General features: G+C 60.6%; 10 protein-coding genes. 1 reads left to right on the top strand and 9 read right to left on the bottom strand.

Going from position 1 to position 12,831, the window contains the following annotated elements:
* Nucleotides 1-27: 27 nt before the first annotated feature.
* Nucleotides 28-1,071 carry an endo-1,4-beta-xylanase gene (locus tag AB8A33_RS19405; protein WP_439094212.1) on the top strand — a complete coding sequence of 348 codons (1,044 nt, stop codon included), beginning with the start codon at nt 28-30 and terminating at the stop codon, nt 1,069-1,071.
* 13 nt (nt 1,072-1,084) lie between these two features.
* On the opposite strand, the gene AB8A33_RS19400 is transcribed toward AB8A33_RS19405, so the two are convergent.
* The 9 genes from AB8A33_RS19400 to AB8A33_RS19360 all read right to left on the bottom strand — a co-directional run bounded on the left by AB8A33_RS19400 (nt 1,085) and on the right by AB8A33_RS19360 (nt 12,740).
* Nucleotides 1,085-2,524 carry an oligosaccharide flippase family protein gene (locus AB8A33_RS19400; protein WP_439094211.1) on the bottom strand — a complete coding sequence of 480 codons (1,440 nt, stop codon included), beginning with the start codon at nt 2,522-2,524 and terminating at the stop codon, nt 1,085-1,087.
* Nucleotides 2,525-2,526: 2 nt separating this feature from the next.
* Nucleotides 2,527-3,507, bottom strand: coding sequence for an acyltransferase family protein (locus tag AB8A33_RS19395; protein WP_439094210.1), 981 nt, complete (start codon nt 3,505-3,507; stop codon nt 2,527-2,529).
* 76 nt (nt 3,508-3,583) lie between these two features.
* Nucleotides 3,584-4,690, bottom strand: coding sequence for an acyltransferase family protein (locus AB8A33_RS19390; RefSeq protein ID WP_439094209.1), 1,107 nt, complete (start codon nt 4,688-4,690; stop codon nt 3,584-3,586).
* A gap of 67 nt (nt 4,691-4,757) precedes the next feature.
* A complete protein-coding gene (locus AB8A33_RS19385) occupies nt 4,758-5,840 on the bottom strand; it encodes a glycosyltransferase family 4 protein (RefSeq protein ID WP_439094208.1) in 1,083 nt (360 codons plus the stop codon).
* Entirely contained in the window at nt 5,837-7,258 is a 1,422-nt protein-coding gene (locus AB8A33_RS19380; protein WP_439094207.1) for a VpsF family polysaccharide biosynthesis protein, read from the bottom strand. The genes AB8A33_RS19385 and AB8A33_RS19380 overlap by 4 nt, the downstream gene beginning before the upstream one ends.
* Nucleotides 7,255-9,567 carry a GumC family protein gene (locus tag AB8A33_RS19375; RefSeq protein ID WP_439094206.1) on the bottom strand — a complete coding sequence of 771 codons (2,313 nt, stop codon included), beginning with the start codon at nt 9,565-9,567 and terminating at the stop codon, nt 7,255-7,257. The genes AB8A33_RS19380 and AB8A33_RS19375 overlap by 4 nt, the downstream gene beginning before the upstream one ends.
* Nucleotides 9,548-10,972, bottom strand: a complete 1,425-nt coding sequence (locus AB8A33_RS19370) for an outer membrane beta-barrel protein (protein ID WP_439094205.1) — start codon at nt 10,970-10,972, stop codon at nt 9,548-9,550. The genes AB8A33_RS19375 and AB8A33_RS19370 overlap by 20 nt, the downstream gene beginning before the upstream one ends.
* A gap of 308 nt (nt 10,973-11,280) precedes the next feature.
* Entirely contained in the window at nt 11,281-11,901 is a 621-nt protein-coding gene (locus AB8A33_RS19365) for a polysaccharide biosynthesis/export family protein (RefSeq protein WP_439094204.1), read from the bottom strand.
* A 110-nt stretch (nt 11,902-12,011) separates the two neighbouring features.
* Nucleotides 12,012-12,740, bottom strand: a complete 729-nt coding sequence (locus tag AB8A33_RS19360; RefSeq protein WP_439095983.1) for a metallophosphoesterase — start codon at nt 12,738-12,740, stop codon at nt 12,012-12,014.
* Between the last annotated feature and the right edge of the window lie 91 nt (nt 12,741-12,831).

Here is a 12,831-nt window from a genome sequence, read left to right as displayed (position 1 = left end):
GCAGTCATCGCCGGCGCGACAGTCGCTATGCAACAGCATGCACTCGGCGCGACGCAAACGCAGAGCCTTGGTACAATTGCGGCGAAAAATGGTTTGATGTTCGGCGCTGCTGCGGGGCCGGTGATCGACAAGGATGTCGGATATCGTGAGCTTTACACAACACAGACGAAAATTATAACGACGGACATCGCTCTCAAAATGGGCACGCTTGCTCCGATGGCCGGCCCGAAGCGATTCGAGAGCGCCGATCGATTGCTACAATTTTGTGCGAGCAATCGCATTCCGATGCGCGGTCATTGTCTGATCTGGAACGAATGGGTTCCGCAATGGATCAAGTCCATGAGCAATGCGGAGCGGCAGGCCTTCTTCGATAGTTATATCGATGAAGTCGCGGGACGTTATGCCGGCCAATTGCAGTCATGGGACGTCGTGAATGAGCCGTTCTGGCCCGGTCACAAGGCACCCGGTGGCTATCGCCTCGGCCCATGGTACGATGCCTTTGGCACCGATTATGTCAGGCGCGCCTTCGCGCGGGCCGGTGCTGTCGTGGATAAGAAGACCAAACTTGTGCTCAATGAGGCACAGGCGGAACGCGATGACGATGTCGGTCTCGCGGTGCGCGCCGGATTGTTGCGTCTCATCGACGAGTTGCAGCACGCCGGCGTCCGGCTCGACGTGGTCGGCCTGCAGGGCCACTTGCAGCCGCGCTATCCACATGATCCCCAGCGATTCCTGGAATTCGTCCACGCGCTCGCCGAACGCAAGGTCGACATCTACATTACGGAATTCGATGTCCGTGACGACACATTCCCGGATGATGTGGCCACGCGCGACAAGATGATCGCGGAGACCGGCGGGAAATTCCTTGAAACGGTGCTGCAGGTTCCGGCGGTCAAGGCCGTGATCGCATGGCAGCTGTCCGATCACTATTCATTCTATACAGACGCCGCGAGAAAGAAGAATCCTCTCGCTGAACGACTGCCCCGACCACTGCCGTTTGATGAGAACATGCAGAAAAAGCCGCTGTGGTACGCAATGGCCCGTGCACTGGAGACCGCCAAACGGTCGTGACGATTTCACGACATTAGAGCTCCGAAAGTTGCGGCTGCCGGCGCAGCATTCGAAGCAATGTCGGCCCATAAAGGATGGCAAGGACCAACACATAGATCGCCGCGCCTGCGGCGACATGTGCCGCCAGCAGGACATGGTTCGGCGCTTCCGGTAGTTGCGTCAGCAACGCCGCCATGGCCCCGGTTGCGAGAATGATGCGGGCGAGATGCGCCCAGGGCAGCGTTAGGCCGAATTTCGAAAAGCCGATGACGAAACTGACCAGCGCTGCGGCAATGGCGGACAGCACTGTTGCGCCGGCCGCGCCGACGAGTCCCCAATAGTGGATACAGATGAAGCTCGCCACAATCGTCACAAGTGCGTCGATGCTTGAGACGACGATCATGAGCTGGGTCTTGCTGTGCAGGAGAAACACCTGATCACCGAAATGGGCGCGGACGTTGCGGATCGAACCGGCCAGGGCCGAAAGAGGCAGAATCGCCAGCGTCACCTGCTGGAACGGTGTGGCGATCAGCAGGTGCACGATCTCGGCCCGTAGCAGGAAGATGCCTGCAATGCTCGGCGCCAGAATGCCGATGAGTAGCGCGCTGTTGTCGGCGAGCTGGCGCATTGCAGCCTTGCTGCCGCCTTGCTCCATGCTCTTGACCGCCAGCGGGAAAGCCGCGGCCGTCACCAGCATCGCAGCCACTGCCGCGGCGCGCTGGCCCAGACCGTAACCAACGGCAAAGAGACCGGCGGCGGCGACGCCGAGCATGTCATTGACGATGAAGCGCGAGGCATTGAGGCCGACCCAGCCCAGCGCACCGCCGATGATCAGCGGAATGCCGTAGCTCACCGCATGGCGAATGATCTCACGATCGATCGGCCACAGGCAACGGCTGTAACCGATATGGGGCAGAACGACCAAAGCGGCAAAGAGCTGCGCAGCGGCATAGCCCAGCAGCGGCCATTCCGGCGACGGGCCGATCAGCTTGATGAGTATCAGGCCGAGAATGAAGCCGATCGAAGGCCCGACGATCTGCTGGATCGAGTAGACGCCGATGTGATGCCGGACCCGGGCGCGTTCGGCGATATAGAGATTGAGAGAACGACTGATGACATAAGCGACGGTGGCGCCGAGCAGCGCAGGGTTGGTGTCAGTCGCGATCACCGTATAGAGCACACCGATCACGGCGGCGCTCTGCAGCACCAGTGAAACAAGAATGACGACATTCTCGGTGCGATAGAATCGTTCGGCCTGTTCGCCGTCCTGATAGCGACCAAAGAAACGCAGTGCATATTGCGACCACCAGGCGAGGAATGCGATCTGCAGTAACTCGTGCGTCGCCGTGATCAGCGTGATCACACCCAGCGTATGCTCGTTGACCACATGGGTCCACACGATCATCGCGACAAGCTGGAACATCGGTCCGACGATCTGGGCGGGAAGATAAAGAATCGTGCGCTTCAGCAGCATGGTCAGGCTCCCAGCCAACGGGCTGTGCGCGGCGGCGCCCATCGCTGCACGGCGAGCAGTGCGACAACACTCAAGGTGGCGGTGATCGCATACATCAGAAATGTCCCCGCAACCGGGCCGAACTGGCGCAGTCCGCCATGATCGCGCAGGGCCATGACAATGAAAATATGCCAGAGATAGATGAAGTAGCTGCCGGACCCGAGCGTGGCCAGGACCGGCGCACGGATGCTGAGTGCGAGCAATAGGACGCAGAGCGCTGCGGCATAGCCGAAGAACGCCATCGAATCATAATCCGCGGCGTCGCCGATCTTGAGTAGTCTCGCTGCCGCATAGATCACATATGCCAGCAGCGCCGCGGCGGTCAGTGTCAGGCGCATCTGGCGAAGGACCGGCCTCACCGAAGATCCGCCAACGAGCATCCCCAGCGCCACGAAGCTGAACCAGAACGGGATATCGCGCATGCGGATTTCCTCGACCAGCCCTTCGGACAGCCCGCGCTGGATCAGCAGGGGATCGAGATAGCTGCTGATGATCAGGCCGAAGACGAGCGTAGACATCAGAGTAATGTGCAGCCGCTCGTTGACTTGCGCAGGCACACGATGGGCGAACCACAGGGTCAGCCAGAGCATGAGCGAACAGCCGAGATAGACGAAGACATAATAATACACGAACACGTAAGCGAGCACGAAGCGGGCAGCCGTTGTCGTCGGGCGGTGATCCATCGCCGGATTCTGCAGCGCCATGTAGAGATAGGCCGCAGCGAAAGCAATTGCGTAGGGGATCAATGCGGCGATGACGCGCTTGCCGAGCGGGACACGGCCCGACAGTGCGGTCAGATAGCCGGATGCGAACAGGAAGATCGGCACACAGGGGCGCAGCGCCGCATCGAGCATGGTCTTCCACGATGCATCGAGCGGTTGCTGCAGCGAATGGATGCCGATCACCATTAGAATGGCGAGGCCGCGCATGCTGTCGATCGCCACATCCCGGCTGGCCGTCCTCGTTTGAGTCAGCGGCCGCGCCGTCCCGGACATTGTCTGTGTTGCATCCACCATCAGGTCACGTCTGTCTTGGCACCGTCGCCGCGGCAATTCGCGTGCTGAAATGGCGATCATAAGCCTCATTGAGAGCGCGCCGCATGGGCGTCTCGAAATAGCGCAGGGACAGAATACTCGCGGCGGCAAGAACGGCGATGGCCAGCGGCACCAGAGCGAGCTTGCCGCCGGGAATGACGGGGGCAAGGAAACGCGCGGCCAGAGTGAGGACGACGGTCGCGACCGGAATATGCAGCATGTAGGAGGAATAGGTCAGCGACGACCAGCGCTCAAAGCCAAGGCGCGAGAACAGGGTGCTCTGGCCGGAGAGGTCGTGATGGATGGCGAGCGCGGCGATGAAATAGATCACAGCCAGGGCTGCCATGATCGGAAGCTGCGCGCCGAAGATCAGGAACAGGATGAGGGCCGTGGTCAGGAGGCCCGGTATCGCCGGAAGCCGCGCAATCCGGTCGCGAAACAGCCAGCAGGCGATGCCGAGATTGAAGGCGGGTAGGGCACGGAAGGCACCCCCCTTGTTGATCCAGTCCGGCCAGGGCTCGGTGCCCATGGCAACGGCATAGATGCTGTTGGCCAGCAGCGGCAGCACGACGAGGGCCACAATCACCGTCCTGCTCCGAGCGATCGTCAGCACCATCAGCGGAAACAGCACATAGCAGAAGAACTCTGCCGACAGCGACCAGCTCGGAAAATTAAAGGTCAGCCGGTCGCCATCGATGGCGTGCAGCAGCAGGAACTGCGCTGGCAGATCGGAGAATGGATAGCGTGCCGGGTTGTCGGTCTTGGCGATGCCGGCATGAAGCGCCAGTGCGATCACGATATAGAAAGCCAGCGTTGCCAGATGCAGCGGATAGATCCGCGCGAGGCGCCGCCACAGGAAGCGGCCGACCGCGGCGGGTGAGCCAACTTTCGCCAGATACTGGCTGGCAATGACGAAGCCGGAGATGACGAAGAACAGGTCGACGAACAGATTGAAGTGCCAGGTGTGGTCCACCATGAAGCGGCCAATTGGCAGGTCCTTGATGTAATCGGAATAATGCAGGATCACGACGGCGCTGGCCGCAACAATGCGCAGCCCGTCCAGATGCCGTGTGCTGGTGTCGATATCCTGCAAGAAGAGTGTCCTCTGTTGAACGGAGCAAGCGTGGCCCCGATCCGGCATGGACGCCGGCGTCACGATCCTAATGCGCGACGTTGGGCTTCGCCGCCGAACGACGGCCGGCCAACTGCCGGCCGGCGAGTTCGGTGATCAGGTCGATGACGATGTCGTGGTCGCTCGCTGCCAGCGCGTTCCAGCGCGCGAGGTTCTCGGTAGCTGCCGCAACATACTGCCTGCGCCACTGCGAAGCCGCGATGGCCCCGCCGATCTGTGACGCTGCGGTGCCGTGGTCCGACGGATCGATGAAGATACCGGATGTGCCCAGTACTTCATGGAAGACGGGCGCATTCGGCGCCACGATCGGCAGGCCGGCATATTGGGCTTCGAGCAGCGGAAGGCCGAGGCCTTCGTCATGCGAGGTGCAAAGGAAAATATCGGCTTCATTGAGAATGCGCGTCACGTTCTCGGATGACTGATAGCCGTGCAAGGTCACGCAGGACATGCGTTCCAGTGTCTTCCAGTCATCGCCCCAGCCTTTGCGACCAACGATGTCGAGGGTGGCGCCGGGAAAGCCGTGCTGGCGCAATTCACGGACGATATTGGCCGCGGCGATGAAGTTCTTGCGTGGCTCCACGGTGCCGAGCGCCACGACGCGCAGCGGCGACGTCTCGGGCTCGCGCTCGGCGCGCTCGGCGGATTCCAGCTTGAATACGTTGCGCACCGGCGGGCGATACAGCGTGATCTCGGCGTCCGGGCGACAATGCTCGGCGAGCTTGCGCTGGGTGTCGCGCGAATTTGTCAGGAAGCGCGGATAGTTCTTGAGCGCGATCTTGAAAGGCGTCGCCATATAGAGTCGCGCGCGGGCATTGAGATCGGCCTGTCGCGTCAGCAGGAAGTCGTCGTGCATATAGGGCAGCACGCGTGATGAAAACATCCGCAGCAGCGGGCTTGGCGGAAAGCCGGGGCACAGCAGGAACGATGAGGGAGACGCCAGGCGCATCGGTAGACCGAAAGTCTGCGTCGCCACCATCTGGCCGGTGCCACGCGATGTGATGGGCACGACATCGAGCGGCGCCAGCGCCTGTTCCGAGAACAGCTCCAGTGTGATCCGTTCGAGCCCGGTCACATGGCGTCCGAGATGGGTATGATCGACATAGATGGTCATGCAAACTCCTGATCCCGGGGGACGGCGCGGACATGCGGGGCCGCCATCGGCGGTCGCTGATGGACATGGCGGGGTGTCGCCACGGCCGGCGCGCGTTCGCGCGGCAACAGCAGCGCGATAAGTAGAACGAGCTGCGCGAGCTGGATGTTCTTCGACGAGAAGCTCACCGAACTTGCCGCAATCATCAGGATCAGCAGCAAGATGGCGAAGGCTGAGCGGTCCGACCGGCGCAGTAGTTCGATGAAGAAGCAGGTCAGGCCGAGCGTGATCAGGATGGTGTGGACCAGGCCGAATTGCACGATGCAGGACACCCAGAAATTCTCGATGCCATAATTCAAACCGAGCTGCGACTGCAGCGCGTTCACGCGAACCGGATTGGGTCCGAGGATCAGTTCGCTCCACTGGAAATGATTGAGCATGTCGAAGGTCGCAAAGCGCGCCAGGGCGCTGCCTTTGTCCGACGAGAAGCGCAGCAGCATCTTGTCGAAGATGCCGAGATAGAGTGCAGCAAACACGACGCCTGCCGCCGCAAAAAGAAAGCAGATTGCGCCGACAGCGAACAGCAGCGGCACGCGCTTGCCGCGGATCAGCCGGATCGTCTCAAGCAGACCGAGGCAAGCCAGCACGAACAATACGGTCATCAGTGCGGTACGGCCGCCGAAGGCCATCAGCGAGCCCAGACTGAAGGCGATCAATGGCACGCGGATCATGATCGGCGGGCAGATGGCCGGTCGCAGCACCAGCGCCATGATATAGGCGCCGACGATGCCCGAAGCCGTCAGCGGATGGCCGAGGAGCGCAGCCGAGCGCCATTCACCGACCACCAGCACGCTGCCGAGCGTCAGCGGAATGATGCGATGGCCGGAAAAATATTCGTAATAGCCAATCAGGATGTTGAGCAGCAGTGTCGCATGGATGGCCCAGACCAGCGGCCGCCGCTGCGCCGGTGTCAGCCGCCAGATCAGCAGGCACAGCAGGACCGGCAGCAGGAACGTGTCGATGATGACCGTGAACGGGCGTTCCAGCACGAACATCTGGATCAACAGGACAAACCAGCAGAACAGGTGCACCAGCAAAAGCTTGGCGTCCGTGAAGGCGCGGTTGATCTCGCCGATCGGATCACCGTCGCGCATCAGCAGCAAGAGCGTCGCGATGAATGTCGCATAGGTGCCGGGGTGGAGCTTCTCGAGAAAATTGCCGCCGGGTGTCAGATAGTGAATCTTGAGATTGGTCAGAACGCCGCCGGATAGCGTGAAGATCGCGACGACGGTGCCCAGCAGGACGCACATGATCATGAAATTGATGAGCTGGGCCGTATTGACGATCTGACGTCGTTGCGGAACGCGTGCACGCGAGCCCGCCGCGGCATGGGCGCCGTTGCGGTGCAGCCTGAGCGGCGCGGTCCGGGTCAATGTCAACGCGCAGCCCCCGCACTGGCGGCGGCGACGCCATAGGGCTTCAGATAGGCCGAGCTGCGATAATAGTCATAGAAGCGGATCTTGCTGAGATCGACCTGGGTCAGCACGGTGCCGAGAATGCGATCATGCACCGGAGCCAGCAGCTCCATCGTGTGGGCGACGACTTCGCGCGGTGTCTGATTCCAGGCCATGGCCAGCAGGATGCGGTCGGCGAGTTCGGCCAGCGCGCGGCCGTCGACCAGCGGAATCAGCGGCGGCGAGTCGATGATGATCAGTTCATAATGCGACTTCAGGCGCTCGAGGATGTCGACGATCTGCTCGGAGAACATCAGCTCGGTGATGGCATCGACGTCCTTGATGGCAGGCGAGGGCAGGATCGAGAGGCCGGTGCTGCGATCGAGCAGGATGGCGCGCTCCAGCGTCACTTCGCCGGTTGCCACCTGCAGGAGGCCGGCATCGGCATTGGGGCTGACGGCGCGGGTCAGGCCGGGATTGCGCAGATCGCCGTCGATTAGTAGCGTCTTGATGCCGAGCGTGGCGAAGGACAAAGCGAGATTGCCGGCGAAGGTTGTCTTGCCTTCACTTTCGAGGCCCGACGTCACCAGCACGACCTTGACCGTGTCGATCTTGCGCGCACGCTGGATCGCCAGACGCACGGCACGAATCGCTTCGGCGAAGAATGTGCCGGGCTCCTCGATGGCATAGCGCATCAGTGGTGGCTGCAATGCAGCCGGCAGCAGTCGCATGGTGCGCGGATCGTAATTTCCGAGTTCGGTGCGGCCGCGTTTGGCACGCCCGGCGAGTTCGCGACTGCTGATCGAGGGTAGAGCGGCCAGCGCAGGAACGCCCGAAATCTCTTCGGCCTGTTCGAGGGTCTTGATACGCCCGTCGAGATAGTCGGTCAGGAATGCCAGCACCGTGCCTCCGCCGAGGCCGAGCAGTATGGCAAAGCCGAGAATAAGCATCGTCTTCGGCGCGGAGGGCTTGAGCGGGATGCTGGCAAAGCTGACGATGCGGGAGTCCGGCATCTCCAGGCTTTCCTGCGCCGTCGTCTCCTTCGAGCGCGCCAGATATGACTCATAGAGCGTGCGATTGGCCTCGGCCTCGCGCTGCAGCTCATGCAACCGGACCACGGCCTGACCGGACGTGCTGGAGACGCCCTGCAGCTTGTCGAAACTGTCCTGTAGCGACGCCTCGCGCGATTTCGCAACGTCATAATCATGCGCCGTGCCCTGCACGATTCGCCCGATTTCCTCGTTGATCAGCCGCTGCGTGTCCTTGAGCTGCGCCCGCACATTGGCGACCTGCGGATGCCGCGGACCATATTTGCTGGTCAGGTCGGCTTCGTTCTTGGCGATATCGGCATATTGCGCGCGCAGCTTGGTCACCATCTCCGAGGAGACGGCGGCATTGAGCCCGCCGGCATCGCCGCCGGTTTTCGCCAATTGCTGCACCTGATCGAACTTGGCACGCGCCTCGGCGGTCTGCACCCGGGCAGCAATCAGCTTGCTGTTGAGATCGGTGATCTGCTGGTCGTTGACCGTCACGCCCTGCGAGACCGCGAGGTTATTGGCGGAACGATAGTCCGCGACGGCCTGTTCGGAGGTGACGACGCGGTTCTTCAACGCATCGATCTGGCCGCCGAGCCATTTGGCTGCGATGCGCGTCGCGTCGAATTTGGCGCGGACCTGTTCCTCGAAATAGGCGTCAGCCACCGCATTGGCGATGGTCGCGGCTTTCTGCGGCGATTCCGAGCTGACGGCGATATCGACCAGGAATGTCGTGCCTTGTCGTGTCACCTTCATGCGGCGCTGGAGCAGATATATAGAGTATGCACGCGCGGCGTCTTCGGGGCTCACGCCATCGACCGGGCTGCTGCTGCGGAACAGATTGCGGATCGGATCGAGCAGGCCGGGCTTCGGCATGAACTCGAGATCCTGCGTCAGCTTCAACTTGTCGACCACGCGCTGCAGGATCGTGAGCGACTGGATCAGCAGCGTCTGGCTCTCGATGGTCGCATCGTCTGTGCCGAAATTGGTCAGCACCGACTGATTGGTTTCGACCACATTGGCGCGCCGGGGATCGACCAGTACGGTGGAGTTCGCAGTATAGAGTGTAGTGGCTGTCACCACATAGGCCAGGGCGATCCCGGCCAGTACGGCGGCGGGCAGCACGACCGCGCGCCAGCGCCGGCGCAGGATGCGCGCCATTTCCCGCAGGTCGACGGTCGGCGCCTGCCAACCGGCAACGGCGGTCGGAACCGGTTCCGGTGCCGCCGGATAAGGCTGGTCAAAATTGCGCTGTAACATTGAGCCCTACCTGATGTTTGTCGTAACTGAAGGTGGGTATATCGCTGTCGCGCGATGTGTAGCGGTGATAGGCCGAGATCGCGCTGAAGCGGTTCATCAGATACTTCACGCTGGCATTGGTCGTGGTCACGCGATCCTTGCGCGCCTGGCCGAAGAAGCGATCGATCTCATAGGCGCCTGCCAGCGACAGGATGATGTTGCGACGCAGTTCGTAGTCGACGCCGACCTGCACGGCATTGGCCAGCACGCCGGTCGAGCTGGTATCGGATGTCTGCGTGACCAGCTGTTCGGCCTTGACGTGGATGTCCATCAATCGCGTCGGGCTCCATGTGAGCTTGGCGCGATAGGATGGCCCGTCGACGGTGCCGATCAGAGGATTGTCGAAGCGCTGCTCGACATAGCCGCCGCCAAATTCGCCGCGGAGCAGATTGCCGAAACCGACGGTCAAGCCGGACAAAGCGCGATAGCCGGTGGAGTCCAGCGTCTGGCCGGGCACGCCGCGGATGTTGCGCTGGTTGCCTTCGACGCCGCCGAACCAGCCGAGCACAGGCGAGAATGCATAATCGACACGCCCATGAAGCGCATAGATCTGGCCGTCGCGGCTGCTCTGGTCGATCAGACTGCCATCCTGCGCACGTGCCGTGCCGTAATCGTAGGAGTCGACGCGTGCGCCGATCGATGTCGCCAGCCGGTTGAACTCCTTGCGGACGGTCAGGTCGCCAGACATCAAATTATAAGGAGTCGGCGTCACGGCATTGGAGGGCGAGCTCAGCGAGCCGACACCCTCGTTGAGATGCGCGATCTGGAAACTGCCCAGTACGACCATATCGTTGGCGATATCGATCCAGCCGGCGCCCTTCAGGCTCACATCGGTCTGGTCGAGACTCGAGTTTTCATTATAGGCCGTGGTTCGTGAATTGAGCTTGATGTCGATGCCGTGTCGTTCCCACAGCGTGTGGGCACGCAGGCTCGGTTCGATCACCGCCGCGACGTCGCCGCGCTTCTGGGTGTTCGAGGCAAACACATTGCTGTCATAGAGCGCGCCCGTCATCAGCGACGGATTGAACATCCAGGATCCCTGGCGGATGCCGACGGGTTCATAGCCAGGTTGCTGTCGTTTTTTCACTGGCATATCCTCGGGCGCTACTTCTTCGCGATTATCCCGGTCGACCAGATCGGGCAGCGCGGTCGGTTCGAAGATGCGTTGCGAATTCCAGGGCGGCGCGAGTTCGTCGCTGGTTGCCGGGATAGCCTGGGCATTGGCGGGTGATGCAATACCGAGCAGAATCGCCGTGACCGGCCAGGGCGCGATACGGAGAGCGCGGCGCGTGACGGGAATCGGCCGCAGCCCTTCCGATCCTTCGCTGATCGCATCCGATCCTGCTGATGCAAACGTACATTTCATCACTCATCCCTTGCGAAGGATTTGCATTCCTCCGCTATCGAATTGTCGTCGAGACTTGATTGCCGCTTAGAAATTCATCCCGGAGCTTACAAACTCAGCAAGTCCGTGATGAATGTCGCGCCCCCACCAGCGCACTCAACACTCGTCTGATGAAACGTGTTTCTCTTTGCTGCCCACAATGCGAAGTACGAAGTAAAGTTCGTCGCACTGCACAAGAATACGCATTGCAAAAAGTCGAGACTATGGCGACGCGCGACATGAAGGCGCGCGTCGGTCACTACACATCAGACAAAATCAAAATGATGAGTTCAGAAGTATCGTTCCGGGACACGAACATTGTCGCCGGGAAATATCAGCACGGGTGAATCGAGAGCATAGATCTCTTCGACCGTTGCGCCTGACCGCCGCAAATATACTTTGTTCTCATTGGCGCGATAGGTGAATCCACCCGCGGTCGCGACCGCATCCATCACGGTGAGACCCATGCGATAAGGATATTCGCCGCTCTTCTTCACTTCGCCGAGGATATAGAAGGGGCGATACAGCGCGATTTCCACATTTACACGTGGGTCTCGCACGATTCCCTTGGCGAGCGCGGACGCGATGCCCTTTTCCAGTTGCCGTGTGGTCAGGCCAGCGGCCTTCACGTGGCCCGCAAGTGGAATCGATACAAACCCGTTGCTGTCGACCTCATATTCGCCAGTGATATCAGCTTCGCCATAAACCTTCAGACGAACGCGATCAGTCGGCCCAAGAAGATAGGTGCCTGACGGTGAGGCTGCAGAAACCCGCTGGTCCTGCGCGAGCGCGATCGACGGAGCGACGCTAGCAAGAAAGAATGAAAGCACCGGTACTATCAAAATGCCGGCGCATCGGTTCGTTCGCAACATGTTAGACCCCCAACACAATACAATTGTGATCATCTGCATCAATTCGATGACAATTGATGCAGACGACAATTGCGCGAGAGTGTCCGGCAAAAAGCGGCGAAAGAATGTGGCGCACTCAGAGAGTGCGCAGATTGCGTACTAATGTCTTCTTAGAGAACCAGAATCTCTGTGCCTTCGATGGCGATGCACGTGAGGATGCCGCTGCGCCACGCACCTGTGTCAATATTCACACGGTTATCTCTAATATCCGCATGGGGAACCGGCGTGTGTCCGTGCACCACATAGACGCCATGATCGCGCTTCGAATCCAGAAACTCGTCCCTGATCCACATCAGATCATGCGGATCTTGAGACGACAGCGGCACATTCGGGCGAATGCCCGCATGAACGAACAGAAAGTCGCCGCATCTGATATTGTTCCGTAGGCAACGCAAGAAAGCGTCATGCGCCGGAGGGAATGCGGCGTGAAAGGCGTTCTGCACGTCGCTCGCCGTTGCCGTGCGCGATGGTGAAACGCCATAAGACGCGAGAGTCTGAAGTCCGCCCAGTTGGCGCCAGTGCTCAAGCACGCTGGCATCCTCTAGGAAGTCTTCCATGATGGCTTCGTGATTGCCACGTAGGCAGATTGCATGGTTGTGAACCATGCGGACTGCCAGCAAATCAATCACGCCTTTCGAATCCGCGCCACGATCAATGTAATCGCCGATATAGACCTCCGCCGCATAGGCGATCGGGCGACGCTGAATGTCCTCATCGATACGCGCGATGGTTTCCTGCAGCAGGTCGGCGCGTCCGTGAATGTCACCGATGGCATAGATACGCGTATCGGGCGGCAGCGCCGCCTTGTTCGAAACTGACCTGGAGAGGGAGCGCGGCATTTCGCGCAAGCTACGATCAGGGAACCGTCGCGGTCAATTTCAATCGGTCGCGCAACGCCTTGGGACTCATAAAGCTTTGGGGATAGCGATG

The organism is Tardiphaga sp. 813_E8_N1_3 (assembly GCF_051811025.1).
Lineage (GTDB): Bacteria > Pseudomonadota > Alphaproteobacteria > Rhizobiales > Xanthobacteraceae > Tardiphaga.
Note: the sequence above shows the minus strand (reverse complement) of the source record. Positions and strands in the feature narration are given on the sequence as shown.

What these genes read in the sequence shown, in the direction of transcription:
- AB8A33_RS19405 (WP_439094212.1), top strand. Translation starts at nt 28, where the DNA reads ATGCAACAGCATGCACTCGGCGCGACGCAAACGCAGAGCCTTGGTACA.
- AB8A33_RS19400 (WP_439094211.1), bottom strand. Translation starts at nt 2,524, where the DNA reads ATGCTGCTGAAGCGCACGATTCTTTATCTTCCCGCCCAGATCGTCGGA.
- AB8A33_RS19385 (WP_439094208.1), bottom strand. Translation starts at nt 5,840, where the DNA reads ATGACCATCTATGTCGATCATACCCATCTCGGACGCCATGTGACCGGG.
- AB8A33_RS19375 (WP_439094206.1), bottom strand. Translation starts at nt 9,567, where the DNA reads ATGTTACAGCGCAATTTTGACCAGCCTTATCCGGCGGCACCGGAACCG.
- AB8A33_RS19370 (WP_439094205.1), bottom strand. Translation starts at nt 10,972, where the DNA reads ATGAAATGTACGTTTGCATCAGCAGGATCGGATGCGATCAGCGAAGGA.
- AB8A33_RS19365 (WP_439094204.1), bottom strand. Translation starts at nt 11,901, where the DNA reads ATGCAGATGATCACAATTGTATTGTGTTGGGGGTCTAACATGTTGCGA.
- AB8A33_RS19360 (WP_439095983.1), bottom strand. Translation starts at nt 12,740, where the DNA reads ATGCCGCGCTCCCTCTCCAGGTCAGTTTCGAACAAGGCGGCGCTGCCG.